Source organism: Jannaschia formosa (assembly GCF_003340555.1).
Taxonomy (GTDB): domain Bacteria; phylum Pseudomonadota; class Alphaproteobacteria; order Rhodobacterales; family Rhodobacteraceae; genus Jannaschia; species Jannaschia formosa.
Map to the genome: position 1 here is coordinate 171620 of NZ_QPLJ01000007.1, position 15464 is coordinate 187083.

A 15464-nucleotide genomic window follows, 5' to 3' on the forward strand; every position below is an offset into this window, starting at 1 on the left:
CCCTTCTGGACGGCCGGCGCTGCGGCCCGCAGGACCGGGCTATCTCAAGGGGGTTAACGGGGGGTTATGGCGCCGGGCGCCGGGTCGGCTAGCGCCGGAGGGTCGCGTTCCCGATCGCGGTCTTCCCTTCGCGGCGCCGGTGTCAGCCGGGCGCGTCGATCAGCGACAGGATGGCCTCGGAGAGCCGGGCGCTGTCTTCGATCACCGAGGCGGCGCGCGCGAAATCGTCCGCGGGGGGCCCGTCGCCGTTGCGGGCCTGGCGCCGCGCGGCGAGGCGGCCGCGCGGCGTCTCGGGGTCGAGCCGCGAGATGTCGCGCGCGATCCAAGGGTCGTCGTCCGGCGCGGTCTCGAAGGCAGGGGCGGGCGGGGCGAGCCGTGCGCCGAATCCTCCGGCGAGCGTGTCGAGTCCGAACTGCCGCAGCGTCTCGACCGCAAGCGCGGCGCCGGGGCCGCCCTCGGCCAAGGCCGGACGCAGGCGGATGGCGGCGACGGCGAGTTCTTCGGCGGGCAGGATCCTGGCCGCCCGGACAAGGACCTCGGCCGCGAGGTCGGGGCGGCCGTCGATCACGCGAACGGCCTCGGTCAGGTGCCCGGAGAGGACGAGCGCGACGGCCAGGGCCCGGTCGAGTTCTTCGCGCAGGGGGCCCTCGGGGACCGAGTCGCGGAGGGCGAGGCCGTTGGCCAGGATGTCTTGCGACGCAGGGGCGTCGGGGTCCGTCAGCGCCGCGATGGTGGCGGCCACCGCCGACCTGTCGGTTCCCGCCGCGACGGACGCGGGTTGCGCCGGAGCGTCGCGCGGGGCTGGGTCGAGCGACAGCAGCTCCGGCTGTCCCAGGCGCAGGAGCGCGGGGCGCAGCCGGGGCAGGAGGTCGTCCCTCGCGGCCTTCGGCAGCGTGTCGACGAAGGGGCCGATCGCGCGCGTGTCCACACTGCCCCAGGCCTCCGGCGTCACGCCGGTGAGCAGCGCGAGGACCGCCGTCGCCGGGCCGCAGGCCGGGTCGAAGGGGGCACCCGTCCCGGCGAAGTCCGGGGATCCGTCCAGCGCCTCCGCCAGCCCGATCAGGACCGGGTCGGGCGGGGCGGGCGACAGGCGCAACACCTGGGCCGCCTCGGCGCCGAGCCCGCTGGCGAGATAGGCTTCGGCTAGGGCGCGGTAGGCCGCGGCGACCGGGCGGTCGGCGCCGTCCACCAGTTCCGCGCGCAGAGCCGGGATCCGGTCCAGCGCCGCGGCCGGGTCCTGGCGGAAGAGGTCGGCGGCCAGCGACTCCTCGGGGCAGGCGAGACGGATGACCTCCTCCGGCTCGGGCACCTGCGCGCCCGGGAGGAAGGGCGTGCGCCCCATCGTCCGGATCGAGATCTGGGCCGCCCGCGCGGGGATGGCGCGGTCGGCGCGCACGGGACTTGGCGCGGCCGCCCGTGGCGCTGCATCGCGGCCGGAGGCGGGCGGGTCGAAACCGGCGAACAGCGCCGATGTCGGCGGCAGGCGCAGCGGCAGGCGGAGCGGCGGGGCGGTCACCGGGGCGGGAGGCGCGGCGGCGACTTCGGGGGCGGGCGCAATGTCCATGACGATATGGCCCGACCCGATCTGCGAGACCTCGACCTCGCAGTCGCAGGCAAGGTCGAGCGTCAGGCGCGGCCCCTCCGCCGCGATCCCGGCCAGCCTGGACCGGGGGATGCGGTCGAAGACCGTCTCGGTGCCGAGCGCCAGCCCGGGGTCCTCGAAGGTCAGCGTGACGCGGTCTGGCGCGGGTCGCGCCACCGACCAGCCCAGCCCGGCGCGCGCCGGAAAGACGAGGCGCGTGAACGCCGCATGCTCGCCCGAGCGGATCGGCACCGTCTGCGCCGCCGCGAATGACCCGGTGCAGACGGCGCAGAAGGCGAGCGCGGCTGCCAGGCGAAGGCTCATGCCGCCTTCCGGTCCTTGAGCGCCTGCTCGAGATCGGAATAGCTGGGGCGGAAATGCGTGGGCGTGTTCTGCCGGCCGACCTCGATGCAGATGTTGGTCGCGTGGTTGTGGAGGTTCGCGACCAGAACCTCCCGGATCAGGGCGTAGAAATGGCCGTCCTGCTCGGCGATGTTGTTGAGCCGCACCGACATCGGGCCGACGAATCCATAGGCCAGGAAGACGCCCAGAAAGGTGCCCACCAGCGCGCCGCCGATCAGGCCGCCCAGCACCTCGGGCGGCTGGTCGATGCTGCCCATCGTCTTGATGACGCCGAGCACGGCGGCGACGATGCCCAGCGCAGGCAGGCTGTCGGCCACGGTCTGGAGCGCATGGCTCGGGTGCTTCTCGTGGTGGAGGTTCTCCTCCAGCCGGCTGGCCAGCACCTCCTCGACCTGGTGGGGGTCGTCGTAGTTCATCGACGCCGCGCGGAGGGTGTCGCAGATCATCGCCACGGCCTCCCTGTCGGCCAGGACGCGCGGGTAATCCGCGAAGATGTCCGAGCTTTCCGGGTTCTCGATATGCTCCTCCAGGGCGACGGGGTTCTGACGGCCGAGGCGCATCAGCTGGTAGAGCAGGCAGAGCAGGTCGCGATAGTCGTCCGGCGTCCAGCGCGGGCCCTTGAACACCCGGCCGATGGAGCCGAGCACGTGCTTGACCTCGGACATGCTGTTGGCCAGCAGGAAGGCGCCGACGGCGGCCCCCCCGATCATCGTCATCTCGTAGGGCAGCGCCTTGAATATGATCGCCATCTTGCCGCCCGCCGCCATGTAGCCTCCGAAGACGAGGACGACGACGCAGAGGATGCCGACGATCCCGATCATTCCGCGACCTCCTGTGCGGCGTTGGCGTTGCGGCCCGCGATCCAGACGCTGAGCGCGTAGGCCTTCTCGGGCGTGAGGTTCGAGAAGATCGCCGAGGCCGCCTCTGGCTGCATCTGCGCGAGGAATCCCGCCGCGAAATCCGCGTCCATCGTCTCGAAGAGGAGCGCGGCGTCCTTCGGCTTCATCCCCTCGTAGACCGAGACGAGGCGGGTCACGTCCTCCTGCGAGGCGCGGTCGGAGACGAACATCCGCGCCTCCAGCGCGCTGCGCGCCGCGGTCATCTCGTCGAGCGAGGCGCGGATCTCCTGCCGGGCGACACGCATGTCCTGCTCGCGCAGGGCGACGGCGCGCTCCCTCTCCTCCAGCTCGGCGTCGCGGACGGCGATGGCGCGCAGCAGGTCCGAGACCTCTGACGAGGGCGGGCAGAGCAGTGCTGCGGCCGACGGCTCCGGCGGGGGCGGGTCGGTCTCGGCCGTCGCGATGCTGGCGGAGACGATCCGCGCCAGCGCCGACAGCGCGAGCACGGTCAGGATCGTCGCGACGAGGAGGCGCCGCGAGCGCGCGAAGATCTGGGTCATCTGGCAAGGCTCCGGTCGGAAGGCGCGCGCGAGGCGCGGAAGGTGGGGACGACGTCCTCGGGCGCGGGCGGCGGGGCATCGAGCCGGTCCTCGAGATCGGCCTCCATGTCCTCCAGCCCCGCGAGCAGCAGTTCCAGCCGGCCGATCCGGTCGTCGGCCTTCTCGATCTGGGCGGCGAGCGCCGCGGCCTTCGCGTCGGTCTCGGCATGGACCTCCGCCACGGCGGATTTCAGCGCCGCGATCTCTTCGGAGAGGGCCGCGACGGAACTTCCGACACCGCTGTCGGCCTCGTCGAAGGCGCGCAGCCGCCGCGACAGCACGAGACACCAGGCCGCCAGGCCGCCCGTCGCGACGAGCAGGAGCAGATCGGAGAGGAGCGTCAGGATGGTCATGCGATCACGAAGTCCACAATCAGAAGGTCGGAGACCGCGTCCGGCCCGGCCAGAAGCTGCAGCCGGCGCAGAAGCTGCGCCCGGATGCGCAGCAGGGCCGCGGGGTTTTCCAGCGTCTCGAGGCCGAGCGCCCGCAGATAGGTCGCGAAGATGTCGAGGATCCGCGGCTGCAGCGCGGCGACCTGCGCCGCCCCCGCGGGATCGGACAGCTGCAGGAAGGCGCGGAAGCGCAACTGGCGGAGCGACCCCTCGCCGCCGACGGTGATCATCAGCGGGTCGAGCTCCAGGAAGGTGGGGACGGCGGGCACCATGTCGGCCGCGAGATCGGCCGGGGCGGGCGCCGCGCCGCCGAGAAGGCCGGAATAGGTCGCGTAGAAGCCGCCCCCGCCCAGAGCGAGCGCGAGAATCACCGCCGCGCCCCAGCCCAGAAGACCGAGACCGCCCTTCTTTTCCTTGCCTTCTTCGCCGTCCGCCGCGTTGTCGGCCATTCGGGCACCCCTTCTGCTCCGGGTCCCCTCCTAACCGACCGGCGGCTAACCGATTCTTAACGGGAATCTGGAATTCCTCCCCCTGGGCCCAGAACGGCGCTCGCGTCCAGGAGGATGAGGATTGGAGAATTTCGTCGCCTATTGGCAGGGGCGCGACCTGCGCAAGGTCGCCGTGCTCGTCGTCGCCTCCGTCGTGACCTTCGTCTCCGTCCTGATGCTGACGCGGATGGTGACCGCGCCCGGGATGGACCTGCTGTTCGCCCGGCTCGACCCTGCGGCGGCCGGCGAGGTCGTCGCCGCGCTGGAGGCGCGGGGCGTCGAGCACGAGGTCCGGGGCGACGCCATCTACGTCACCGCGCCCGAGCGCGACGCGCTGCGCCTGCAGCTCGCCGGCGAGGGGCTGCCGCGGTCGGACGGCACGGGCTACGAGCTGCTGGACGAGCTGTCCGGCTTCGGCACCACCAGCCAGATGTTCGACGCCGCCTACTGGCGCGCCCGCGAGGGAGAGCTGACGCGCACCGTCCTCGCCGCCGACGGCGTGCGCGCCGCGCGCGTCCACGTCGCCACCGCCGACGCCTCGCCCTTCTCGCGCGAGCGGGAGGCGTCGGCCTCGGTGACGATGCAGATGCGCTCGGGCGCGGTCGGCGCGGTGCTGGCCCGCTCGGTCCAGTCTCTGGTCGCCGGCGCCGTTCCCAACCTGGAGCCCGACGCCGTCACCGTCATCGATTCGGGCACCGGCCGCGTCGTCAGCGGCGACGCCCAGAGCGCGGAGCGCGCCGCCCGCGACGACCGCGCCGCCGAGATGCGGGCCGCGGTCGAGAACCTGCTGATGGCCCGCGTCGGCGACGGCCGCTACGTCGTCGAGCTGGCCGTCGAGACGCGCGAGGATCGCGAGGTCATCACCGAGCGGCGGCTCGATCCCGAAAGCCGCGTGGTCCTGTCCACCGACACCGAGGAACGGAGCTCGAGCGAGACGGGCGGCGGCGCGGGCGTCACGGTAGCCTCGAACCTGCCCGATGGCGACGCCGCGGGCGGGGGCGAGAGCCAAGCCCAGAATGCCGAGACGCGGGAGCGGGTCAACTACGACTTCTCGGCCACCGAACGCCAGATCGAGCGCGCGCCGGGCAGCGTCGAGAGGATCACCGTGGCCGTCATGGTCGACGGCCTGCGCGAGCCCGGCGCCGACGGCACCGTGGCCTGGGCGCCGCGGCCGCCCGAGGAACTGGAGACGCTGCGCGAGCTGGTGCAATCCGCGGTCGGCTTTCGGGAGGAACGGGGCGACGTCGTCACCGTGCACTCGATGGAGTTCGACCTGCCCCCGGAGGTCGAGACCGCGCCCGCGCTCTCGCTGCCCTGGCTGACGGGGGGCGACGCGACGCGGCTCGGGATGGCGGCGTTGCTGGCGCTGGTGGCGCTGGGCGTGCTGGCCTTCCTCGTGCGGCCGACGATCCGCGGCCTGCTGATGCCCGAGGCCCTGCCTGCGCCCGCGGACGCGCCCGACGCGCTGCCGCCCGACCCGCTGGACCTTCCCGACCCGATGAGCGCGAAGTTCCCCGACATGGCGACGGCCGATCCGCTGTCCGAAGGCGGGCTGCCCGACCTTTCCCGGCTCGACGCGCTGCCCGACTTCTCCGGGAGCGACGACGCCGCCCCGGAGGAGGACGACCCGGTCGAACGGCTGAGGGCGCTCATCTCCGAACGCCGGGAGGAGACGATCGAGGTCCTGCGCGGCTGGATGGAGGAAACGCCCGAGGATGTGCGCAGATGACGCTGTCGCTCGAGGATTTCGGCCGCCGCCCCGCCGCGGCGCCCGCGGCCAAACCCGCCCCCGCTCCGGCCCCGGCCGCCGATCACGACTACGACACCGCCTACAATGCCGGCTGGGACGACGCGATGGCCCAGGTCGACACCGAGCAGGGCCGCATCGGCGAGCGCCTCGGGGAACGGCTGGGCGAGCTGGAGCGCGACCAGCGCGAGGCGACGCAGGCCGCCATCGGCGCGCTGGAGCCGCTGCTGCACGAGATCTTCGACAAGCTGCTGCCCCGCGCCGTCGAACGCGGCTTCCTCGGCGTCCTGCTGGAAGAGATCGGGACACTCGCATCGGACGACGCGGGCCGCTTCGCCATTCAGGTCGCGCCCGAGGAGGCGCCGCGCCTGACCCGCCTGCTGGCCCGCACCGACATCGCGCCCGACCGCGTCCAGGTTCGCGGCGAGCCCGCGCTCGCCGTCTCCCAGGCGCTGATCCGCTGGGAAGGGGAGGAACGGCGCATCGACCTCGAGGCCGTACTGACCGCGCTGGACGACGCGCTGGAAAGCTTCCTCGCCACCCTCACCCCGGAGCAAGACGATGACTGACGCCGCCACCAAGGCCCTCTCCCGCGTTCCGGTCGAGATCACGATCTCGGTCGGGCGCGCCCATCCCACCGTCGCCGAACTGCTCACATTGAAGCGCGACGCCGTCCTGCCGCTCGACCGGGGGGTCGACGACCCGGTCGAACTCTATGCCGGCGACAGGCTCATCGCGCGCGGCCACCTGCAGGAGGTCGAGGGCGAGGAGGGCCGCCTCGCCGTGCGCCTGACCGAGGTTGCGGACCCGGATGGCGGCACATGAGGCGATGGCCTCTCTGGCTGCTGCTGGCGGCCGCGACCCTGCCCGGCGCGGCAACGGCGCAGGACCTGCAGGCCGTCTTCGGCGACGAGGGCTCGCTGTCGCTGCGGGCGATGCAGATGATCGCGCTGATCACGGTGCTGAGCCTCGCGCCCGGCATCGCGATCACCGTCACCTGCTTTCCCTTCATCGTCACGGTCCTGTCGATCCTGAGGCAGGCGATCGGACTCCAGGCCTCGCCGCCGAACATGCTGATCGTCAGCCTGGCGATGTTCCTGACCTATTTCGTCATGGAGCCTGTCTTCGCGGCGGCCTGGACCGACGGGCTGCAGCCCCTGTCCCGCGGCGAGCTTTCGCCCGAGGCGGGCTTCGCGGCGACGATCGATCCGTTCCGAGGCTTCATGGCGGCGCGGGTCGATCCCGAGACGCTGGAGCATCTGCGCGCCCTGCGCCCGGCGGCCGAGGCCGACAGCCTCGCGGTGCTGGTGCCGTCCTTCCTGCTGTCCGAGATCAGCCGCGCCTTCCAGATCGGCTTTCTTGTCTTCATGCCCTTCCTCATCATCGACATGGTGGCCGCTGCGGTCCTGATGTCGATGGGGATGATGATGGTGCCGCCCGCCATCGTCTCGCTGCCCTTCAAGCTCGCCTTCTTCGTGGTCGTCGACGGCTGGACGCTGGTCGCGAGCGCGCTCGTGAGATCCTATGTCTGAGGAGACCCTGCCCATGCTGAAGCCTAAACCGAAAGCGCCCGTGCCGGAGCGGGCCTCTCCGCGAGAGGCGGCGCGCGCGCTCCTGTCGATGCTGGGGGAGGGCGGGCCCGCCGGCGGGCGCGTGCCCGAGGAACAGATGCGCCTGCTCGCGCGGGACCTCATCGCGCAGGTGGAGGGGCGGGCGCCGGCCAGAATGCCCCCGGCCACGCCTTCCGTCCCTCAGCCGATGCCCGAGCGCCGCCGCAAGCTCTTCAGCCGGTCGGCGCCGCTCGTGGCCGAGGCCGAGGCGCCCGCGACGCCTCCGCCGCCGGCCGGGCCGTCGATGCCCCCGGACGATCTGCGCGTGGCGACCGACCGGGCGGGTTGGATCCCACCAGAGCGGTCGCAATCGCCGGAGACTTCCGCCGTCCGGAGCCGTGGGGCCCAGATGCGCGCGGAACAGGCGCCGGCGCCATCTGACCTGCCGACGAGTTTCGCGATCCCCGACCGCCGGACCCGTCGGACCGCGCCGCCCGCGATCCTGCCGCTCGGCCAGGTGCGGAAGCTGGCGCTGCAGGGGATCGAGCTCGGCGAGACGGAACATCCCGCCATTCTGGCCCTCACCCTGAGGGGGCGCCCCCCGCTGGACCAGGCGGTCGCGCTGCGCGCGCTGCCCCGGGGCCAGGCCCGGGCCGTGCACCGGATGTTGCGAATGATGGAGGCGCGAGGCTGATCGCTACGGTGCTGTCCCGCCCGTCCGCCGATCCGACGGCGGGTCGGCCGCCGAGCGTGGGCAGGCAACTCCCGCAGGAGCGCCACCGTAGACTCCCTTGGCGTTCAGCGGCCGGAAAAATCGCAACTCGGGACCGGTCCGGGACACCCGCCGACCTGCCCGCGGGTCGGCCACCGGGGGTACGGCGGTGCGGGGGCCATGACGCGCCGCCGCCGACCCACCTGGGGGACGGCAACGGGGCGCCGGCTCTCGGCGGTCTAGCGGGTGAACTTCTTGTATTTCACCCGCGTCGGCTCCAGCGCGTCGGGACCGAGGCGCCGCGCCTTGTCTTCCTCGTAGGCCTCGAAGTTGCCCTCGAACCACTCGACATGGGCCTCGCCTTCGAAGGCGAGGATGTGGGTGCAGAGCCGGTCGAGGAAGAAGCGGTCGTGCGAGATGACCACGGCGCAGCCTGCGAAGTCCGCGATGGCGTCCTCCAGCGCGCGCAGCGTCTCGACGTCGAGGTCGTTGGTCGGCTCGTCGAGCAGCAGGACGTTGCCGCCCTCCTTCAACAGGCGGGCCATGTGGACGCGGTTCCGCTCCCCGCCCGACAGCAGGCCGACCTTCTTCTGCTGGTCGCCGCCCTTGAAGTTGAACGCCCCGCAATAGGCGCGGGAGTTGATCTCGGCGTCGCCCAGCTTGATCAGCTCGGCCCCGCCTGAGATCGCTTCCCAGACGGTCGCGTTCGGGTCGAGATCGTCGCGGGACTGGTCGACATAGCTGAGCTTGACCGTGTCGCCGTATTCGATGGTGCCGGAATCGGGCTTCTCCTGCCCGGTCAGCATGCGGAACAGGGTGGACTTGCCCGCGCCGTTCGGGCCGATCACGCCGACGATGCCGCCGGGGGGCAGGGCGAAGGACAGGTCCTCGACCAGCAGGCGGTCGCCATAGGCCTTCTTCAGCCCCTCGACCTCGATCACCTTCGAGCCGAGGCGCGGGCCGTTCGGGATGACGATCTGGGCCTTGCCCACCCGCTCGCGCTCTGATTGCGAGGCCATCTGCTCGTAGGCGTTGATCCGGGCCTTGGACTTGGCCTGCCGCGCCTTCGCGCCGGAGCGGATCCATTCCAGCTCCCGCTCCAGGGTCTTGGAGCGCGACTTGTCCTCCTTGGCCTCCTGCTCCAGCCGCTTGGCCTTCTGCTCCAGCCAGGCGGAGTAGTTGCCCTCGTAGGGGATGCCCCGACCGCGATCCAGTTCGAGGATCCAGCCGGTGATGTCGTCGAGGAAATAGCGGTCGTGGGTCACGATCAGGATCGTGCCCTTGTACTCGATGAGGTGCTTCTGCAGCCAGGCGATGGTCTCGGCGTCGAGATGGTTCGTCGGCTCGTCGAGCAGGAGCATGTCCGGCGCCTCGAGCAGCAGCTTGCAGAGCGCGACGCGGCGGCGTTCGCCGCCCGAAAGCGTGGCGGGCATCGCCTCGTCGGGGGGGCAGCGCAGCGCCTCCATCGACACGTCGATCTGCGCGTCCAGATCCCAGAGGTTCTTGCTGTCGATCTCGTCCTGGAGCTGCGCCATCTCCTCGGCGGTCTCGTCCGAGTAGTTCATGGCCAGCTCGTTGTAGCGGTCGAGGATCGCCTTCTTTTCGGCCACGCCCAGCATGACGTTCTCGCGGACGGTCAGGCTTTCGTCGAGCTGCGGTTCCTGCGGAAGATAGCCGACCCTGGCGCCTTCGGCGGCCCAGGCCTCGCCCTGGAAGTCCTTGTCCTGGCCGGCCATGATCCGCATCAGGGTCGACTTGCCGGTGCCGTTGACGCCGACGACGCCGATCTTGACGCCGGGCAGGAAGGACAGGCGGATGTTCTCGAACACCTTCTTGCCGCCGCCATAGGTCTTGGACACGCCGTCCATGTGGTAGACGTATTGATAGCTGGCCATGCGGGGTCGTCCTTCGGATTCGATTGGGTCGGGTTGGCGGCAGACTTATGCGCCCCGAAGGCGCGGGGCAATGCGGGCCGCCGTCACGCGGCGCCGGGCCGCGTCGCCGAAGTCAGGATGTAGCGGATCATGTCCGACAGGCGGTCCTGCTCGACCGCCGAGATGCGGCGTTCCAGCCCCAGCAGCGTGATCCCGTGCACCGAGGAGAACAGCGCGCGGGTCCGCACCCGGATCTCGGCCTTGGGCAGGTGGGGAAAGACCTCGGCCAGCGGCCCGTCGATGATCGCGAGCAGCCGGTCGAGCGCGGCGAGATACCACTCGGGCACCGCGCCCTCGGTCGTCATCTTCACGTCGAAGAGGGCCCGCCAGAGCAGTGGGTTCCTCGTCGCGAAGTCGAGATAGGCCTCGGACATGACGATCATCCGCTCCGTCGGGTCGGCCTGCGCGGCCCTGGCGACGGCGGCCAGCACATGCGCGCCGAGCGCGCGGAAGGTCTCGCCGTTGACCGTGAGAACGAGATCGTCGAGATCGCCGAACACGTTGTAGATCGCGCCGACCGAGCAGCCCGCCTCGGAGGCGAGCGTCCGGGCCTTCAGCGCGCCGAGCCCCTCGGCGGCGATCCGCGCCGTGGCGAGCTCGATCAGGCGGTCGCGCAGCGCGGCGCGCCGGTCGGCGGTGGCGGGGCGGGTCTCGGGCATGGCGGGCTCCTCGAACGGAGTTCACGCTTATGGCCGGCACGCCCGGGCGTCCAGCCGGGACTTGCGCCGGGCGGCGCCGCACGCGAAGGCTGCGCGCCATGCGCCAGGGCTTTCCCACAGCGGTTCCGGGGCAGGTCGTGGGCCTGCTCGGCGGGTCGTTCGACCCCGCCCATGCGGGCCATGTCCACATCACCCGCGAGGCGCTTCGCCGCTTCGGGCTGGACCGGGTGTGGTGGCTGGTCAGCCCCGGCAACCCGCTGAAGGCGCGGGGTCCCGCGCCGCTGGTCCAGCGGATGGAGCATGCACGCCGGGTCATGCGCCATCCCCGGGTCGTGGTCACGGACATCGAGGCACGGCTCGGCATGCGCTACACGGCGCAGACGATCCGCGCGCTGCGGCGACGCTATCCGGGGGTGCGGTTCGTCTGGCTGATGGGCGCGGACAATCTGGCGCAGCTTCATCGTTGGGACGACTGGCGCAGCATCGTCGAGGCCGTGCCGATCGGCGTCCTGGCGCGGCCCGGCGACCGGCTCGCGGCGCGGATGTCGCCCGCGGCCCGCGTCTACCGGCAGCACCGGGTGCCCGCCGCGATGGCCCACCGCCTGGGACGGATGACGCCCCCGGCCTGGGCTTTCGTCAACGTTCCGATGCACGCCGCCTCCTCCACCGCGATCCGGGCGGGGGGCGGCTGGGCCTGAGGCCGGCTCAGCGCTTCAGCAGGACGGTCCCCACGCCCGCCGCCACCAGCACCGCCAGCCCCACCAGCGCGAGCGGCTTCGGGAAGGTGTCGAAGACGATCAGCCCCAGCACCGTCGCGGAGATCAGCTGGAAATAGACGAGGGGCGCCAGGATCGTGGCACCCGTCCGGCGATAGGCCACGACCAGCAGCAGGTTGCCTGAGGCCGAAGCCACCCCCGAGAAGAGCACCAGCCCGGTCACGGTCCCGTCGAAGACCGGCAGCTGCCACGCACCAAGTGGCGCCAGCAGCAGCGTCCCGAGCGCCGTCTGCGTCAGCATCAGCTGGCGCGGCCCGGCGAGGTCCCTCAGCCAGCGCGACATCGTCAGGTAGCCGCCATAGAACAGCCCGGCCAGCACGGCGAGCCACAGCCCCGCGCCCCCCGTCCCCGGCTGGACGACAAGCAGCACGCCGCCGAACCCCGCAAGCAGCATCAGCGTCTGCACCCGCGTCACCGTCTCGCCGAGGAACAGCGCCGACAGCACGTAGCTGAACAGCGGCCCGACGAAGAAGGCGCCGAAGACGGTGGCGATGGGCTCGGTCCGGAGCGCGGTCATGATCGCCGCGATCCCCCCGGCGACCAGCGCCGCGCGCAGCCAGACGCGCCAGTCGCGGTAGAGCCGCCACTCGACCCGGAAGCCGGTGAAGACGAAGATCATGGCCGCCCCCACCGCGAAGCGGCTGAAGGCCACGAAGAAGGGGACCACGCCATGCTCGGTGGTCAGCAGCTTGCCCGCCGTATCCCCCATCGGGATCAACGACATGGCCACGAACATCAGCGCGACCGATCCGAGGAGGGTGCGATCCATGGGCTTGCGCTATCACCCTCCCGTGGGTTCGCCCAGAGCGGGGTTTCCTTCGGCCGCCGCCGCGGGCATCAAGGCTCCGACCTGCGACGAAGTGAGCCCCGACATGCTGAGACGGTCCTTTCTAATGTCCGGCGCGGCCATGGCCGCGCTGCCTGCCTGCGCCAACGCGCCCGAACGCTCGGTCCGCGTGCCGCAGCGGCCCGACGACATCCTCGCCCGGTCGGCGCCCGCCGCCGACGCGCTGGTCGCCGAGGCGGGGCTGGGCGGCAAGGTCGGCTTCGTCGTGGCCGATGCCGCGACCGGCGAGGTGCTGGAGACCTACAACCCGATCCGCCCGCAACCGCCCGCCTCGGTCGCGAAGGCCGTCACCGCGCTCTACGCGCTGGAGACGCTGGGCGGCGGCTTCCAGTTCGAGACCCGGCTGATCGCAACCGGTCCCATCCGGGGCGGGCGACTCGACGGCGATCTCGTGCTGGTCGGGGGCGGCGATCCGGCGCTGGACACGGACGGGCTGAACGCGCTGGCCGCGCAGGCGCGGGCGGCCGGCCTGACGGAGGTGGCCGGGCGGCTTCTGGTCGCCGACGGCGCGCTTCCGGGTTTCGACCGGATTGACCGGACCCAGCCGGAGCATGTCGGCTACAACCCCGCGCTCGGCGCGGTGAACGTGAACTTCAACCGCGTCCATTTCTCCTGGCGCCGGAACGGCAGCGGCTATGCCACGACGATGGATGCGCGCACCGACCGGTTCCGGCCCGAGGTGTCGACCGCGCGGATGCGCGTCGCCGACCGCTCCCTGCCGGTCTACACCTACGAGCGGGACGGAGAGGTCGACAGCTGGACCGTCGCGCGCGGGCAGCTGGGCGGCAGCGGCTCGCGCTGGCTGCCGGTGCGGAACCCGGCGCTTTATGCGGGCGACGTGCTGCGTTCGATGCTCCGCGCCAACGGGGTCACGGCGCCCGCCGCCGCCCGCATCGGGGCCGCGCCGAACGGCACCGTCATCGCCCGGGAGCGGAGCGCGGAGCTGACGCGCGTCGCCCGGACGATGCTGCGCTATTCCAACAACCTGACAGCCGAGATCCTCGGCCTGACCTCGACCGTCCGGCTGGGCGTGGTCCCCCGCACGCTCGACGCCTCGGGCGACGTCATGTCGAACTGGGTGCAGGAGCGGACGGGCGCGCGGCGGCCCGATTTCGACGACCATTCCGGTCTGAACGGCACGACCCGCATCTCGGCCGCCGACATGGTGACGGTCCTGACCGCCCGCGGCGCGATGGCGCGGCTGCGCCCGGTGATGCGGGAACTGACGATAGAGGGCGATGTGCGCATCCCGATCCAGGCCAAGACGGGCACGCTGAACTTCGTCTCGGGGCTGGCGGGATACTTCAACGCCCGCTCGGGACGGCCGCTGGCCTTCGCGACCTTCTGCTCCGACCTCGATCGCCGGGGCGGGTTGTCGGTCGCCGAGCGGGAGCGGCCGGAGGGCGGGCGCGCCTGGGGCCAGCGCGCGCGCAGCCTTCAGTTCGACCTGATCGAGCGCTGGGAAAAGGTCCACGTGTGAGCCGGTCCCGCCCGGCCCTCGTCCTCTACCAGCCCGAGATCCCCGGCAATACGGGGTCGGTCGGCCGGACCTGCGTGGCGCTCGACCTCGATCTCTGCCTGATCCGGCCCTACGGCTTCGAGCTGTCGGACAGGACCGTGCGGCGGGCCGGGCTCGACTACTGGAAGCATGTCCGCCTGCACGAGTTCGAAGACTGGGACGACTTCCTGACCCGCCGCGCCCCGCGCGCCGAGGCCCTTTTCCTCATGGAGGATTTCGGCGCGGCCAGCGCCTACGAGACCGAGTTCCCGGAGGATTTCCACCTCGTCTTCGGACGCGAGACGACCGGCCTGCCGGCGCAGGTGCTGGCGGGACGGGCCACGCTGCGCCTGCCGATGCGGTCGCCGCATATCCGGTCGCTCAACCTCGCCAACGCGGCGACGGCGGCGGCCTATCTGGCGTTGCGCGGAAGGCTCGACTGAGGCGCGGGGCGACCCTATCTGGACGTCATGACCGACACACTCGACATGAGAACGAGCCTGCCCGAGGCGCTGCGCGCCCTCGTCGGCGGGCCAGAACGGCCCGAGTGGGAGGCGCATCCCGAGTTCGGGATGCTGACCCGCTTCTGGCTGGACCGCCACCGCATGTTCCGCCGGCTGCTCGCGCAGCTGCGCGCCGAGGCGACGGCGCGGGCGGACGGCTCGCTTGCGCCCGAGGCCCATGACCGGCTTCTGGCCCAGCGCGGCGGGCTGTTCCTCAACGAGCTGCATGGCCATCACGGGATCGAGGATCAGGTCTATTTCCCGAAGATGGTCGCCGCCGCTCCGGGGGTGGAGCGCGCCTTCGCCCTGCTCGACGCCGATCACCACCAGCTCCACGAGGAACTCGACGGCTTCGCCCGCGACGCAAACGGGCTGCTTCAGCGCAAGGCCGGGGCCGCGGCGCTGGAGGCCCGGCTCGACCGGATGGACCGTTTCCTCGACCGGCACCTGACCGACGAGGAGGACGTCGTCGTCCCGGTCATCCTGAAGGTCGGAGAAGGCCGGCTGGGATGACGCCCGAATGCGTGCAGGACTATCCGCGCCCGCCCGCGCTGGAGCCGGTGGCCGAGCGCATCCAGGTCTGGCTGGGCGGGAAGCGGATCGTCGACACGGACCGGGCGCTGCGCGTTCTCGAGACCCATCACGCGCCGACCTACTACCTCCCGCGCGATGCCATCGGCGCCACGCTGACCCCGGCGAAGGGCAGCAGCTTCTGCGAATGGAAGGGCGCTGCGCGCTACTGGACGCTGGAGGCGGGCGGCACCGTCGCGCCGCGCTGCGCCTGGGACTACCCGAGCCCCACGCCGCGCTTCGCGGAGCTGCGCGACCACCTCGCGATCTACGCCCACGCGATGGACGAGGTCCGCGTCGGCGGCGAGGTCGTGACTCCGCAGCCCGGCAATCTCTACGGCGGCTGGGTCACGTCGAACCTGACCGGCCGGATCAAGGGCGCCCCCGGCACCGAGGGCTGGTGAG

18 protein-coding genes are annotated in these 15464 nt (G+C 71.9%); 10 read left to right on the top strand and 8 right to left on the bottom strand.

Annotation, left to right across the window (positions count from 1 at the left end; translation table 11 throughout):
* Positions 1-142: 142 nt before the first annotated feature.
* From DR046_RS10115 to DR046_RS10135, 5 genes are read right to left on the bottom strand one after another with little or no spacing between them, the layout of a single operon-like run.
* Complete coding sequence (locus tag DR046_RS10115) at positions 143-1906, bottom strand: hypothetical protein (RefSeq protein ID WP_115382257.1); 1764 nt, start codon at positions 1904-1906, stop codon at positions 143-145.
* Positions 1903-2766, bottom strand: coding sequence for a flagellar motor stator protein MotA (gene motA / locus DR046_RS10120; protein ID WP_115382258.1), 864 nt, complete (start codon positions 2764-2766; stop codon positions 1903-1905). The genes DR046_RS10115 and motA overlap by 4 nt, the downstream gene beginning before the upstream one ends.
* Positions 2763-3344, bottom strand: coding sequence for a MotE family protein (locus DR046_RS10125; RefSeq protein WP_115382259.1), 582 nt, complete (start codon positions 3342-3344; stop codon positions 2763-2765). The genes motA and DR046_RS10125 overlap by 4 nt, the downstream gene beginning before the upstream one ends.
* Positions 3341-3736 carry a hypothetical protein gene (locus DR046_RS10130; protein WP_115382260.1) on the bottom strand — a complete coding sequence of 132 codons (396 nt, stop codon included), beginning with the start codon at positions 3734-3736 and terminating at the stop codon, positions 3341-3343. Before DR046_RS10130 ends, DR046_RS10125 begins: the two co-directional genes overlap by 4 nt.
* Positions 3733-4224, bottom strand: coding sequence for a flagellar basal body-associated FliL family protein (locus tag DR046_RS10135; protein ID WP_115382261.1), 492 nt, complete (start codon positions 4222-4224; stop codon positions 3733-3735). Before DR046_RS10135 ends, DR046_RS10130 begins: the two co-directional genes overlap by 4 nt.
* A 121-nt stretch (positions 4225-4345) precedes the next feature.
* Here DR046_RS10135 and fliF point away from each other — a divergent pair, with 121 nt between their 5' ends.
* Genes fliF through DR046_RS10160 form a run of 5 tightly spaced genes read left to right on the top strand, consistent with a single transcriptional unit; the run spans position 4346 to position 8254 of the window.
* The gene (gene fliF / locus DR046_RS10140) at positions 4346-5992 is read left to right on the top strand and encodes a flagellar basal-body MS-ring/collar protein FliF (RefSeq protein ID WP_115382262.1); all 1647 of its coding nucleotides are present in this window, start codon (positions 4346-4348) and stop codon (positions 5990-5992) included.
* Positions 5989-6579, top strand: coding sequence for a hypothetical protein (locus DR046_RS10145; RefSeq protein ID WP_115382263.1), 591 nt, complete (start codon positions 5989-5991; stop codon positions 6577-6579). The genes fliF and DR046_RS10145 overlap by 4 nt, the downstream gene beginning before the upstream one ends.
* Positions 6572-6835: a FliM/FliN family flagellar motor switch protein gene (locus DR046_RS10150; RefSeq protein ID WP_115382264.1), complete on the top strand. Its 264-nt coding sequence runs from the start codon at positions 6572-6574 to the stop codon at positions 6833-6835. Before DR046_RS10145 ends, DR046_RS10150 begins: the two co-directional genes overlap by 8 nt.
* Positions 6832-7542, top strand: a complete 711-nt coding sequence (fliP, locus tag DR046_RS10155; protein WP_115382265.1) for a flagellar type III secretion system pore protein FliP — start codon at positions 6832-6834, stop codon at positions 7540-7542. Before DR046_RS10150 ends, fliP begins: the two co-directional genes overlap by 4 nt.
* A 13-nt stretch (positions 7543-7555) precedes the next feature.
* Entirely contained in the window at positions 7556-8254 is a 699-nt protein-coding gene (locus DR046_RS10160) for a hypothetical protein (RefSeq protein WP_115382266.1), read from the top strand.
* Positions 8255-8511: 257 nt separating this feature from the next.
* Here the strand turns inward: DR046_RS10160 and ettA are convergent, their stop codons facing one another.
* Together ettA and DR046_RS10170 are read right to left on the bottom strand one after the other, a co-directional pair.
* Entirely contained in the window at positions 8512-10167 is a 1656-nt protein-coding gene (gene ettA, locus DR046_RS10165) for an energy-dependent translational throttle protein EttA (RefSeq protein ID WP_115382267.1), read from the bottom strand.
* A gap of 83 nt (positions 10168-10250) precedes the next feature.
* Positions 10251-10865, bottom strand: coding sequence for a TetR/AcrR family transcriptional regulator (locus DR046_RS10170; RefSeq protein ID WP_115382268.1), 615 nt, complete (start codon positions 10863-10865; stop codon positions 10251-10253).
* Positions 10866-10963: 98 nt separating this feature from the next.
* Here DR046_RS10170 and DR046_RS10175 point away from each other — a divergent pair, with 98 nt between their 5' ends.
* Positions 10964-11563, top strand: a complete 600-nt coding sequence (locus DR046_RS10175; protein ID WP_115382269.1) for a nicotinate-nucleotide adenylyltransferase — start codon at positions 10964-10966, stop codon at positions 11561-11563.
* Positions 11564-11570: 7 nt separating this feature from the next.
* Here DR046_RS10175 and DR046_RS10180 read toward each other — a convergent pair whose 3' ends face one another.
* On the bottom strand, positions 11571-12410 hold the full coding sequence (locus DR046_RS10180) for a DMT family transporter (protein WP_115382270.1): 840 nt from the start codon (positions 12408-12410) through the stop codon (positions 11571-11573).
* A 103-nt stretch (positions 12411-12513) separates the two neighbouring features.
* On the opposite strand from DR046_RS10180, the gene dacB reads away from it, so the two are divergent.
* The 4 genes from dacB to DR046_RS10200 are packed head-to-tail and all read left to right on the top strand — an operon-like array spanning position 12514 to position 15463.
* A complete protein-coding gene (gene dacB / locus DR046_RS10185; RefSeq protein ID WP_245190897.1) occupies positions 12514-13968 on the top strand; it encodes a D-alanyl-D-alanine carboxypeptidase/D-alanyl-D-alanine endopeptidase in 1455 nt (484 codons plus the stop codon).
* Positions 13965-14429, top strand: coding sequence for a TrmH family RNA methyltransferase (locus DR046_RS10190; RefSeq protein ID WP_115382271.1), 465 nt, complete (start codon positions 13965-13967; stop codon positions 14427-14429). The genes dacB and DR046_RS10190 overlap by 4 nt, the downstream gene beginning before the upstream one ends.
* Positions 14430-14456: 27 nt before the next feature.
* Positions 14457-15002, top strand: a complete 546-nt coding sequence (locus DR046_RS10195) for a hemerythrin domain-containing protein (RefSeq protein ID WP_115382272.1) — start codon at positions 14457-14459, stop codon at positions 15000-15002.
* Positions 14999-15463 (top strand): DUF427 domain-containing protein, encoded by a 465-nt coding sequence (locus DR046_RS10200; RefSeq protein ID WP_115382273.1) that lies wholly within the window; start codon positions 14999-15001, stop codon positions 15461-15463. Before DR046_RS10195 ends, DR046_RS10200 begins: the two co-directional genes overlap by 4 nt.
* Position 15464: the final 1 nt, after the last annotated feature.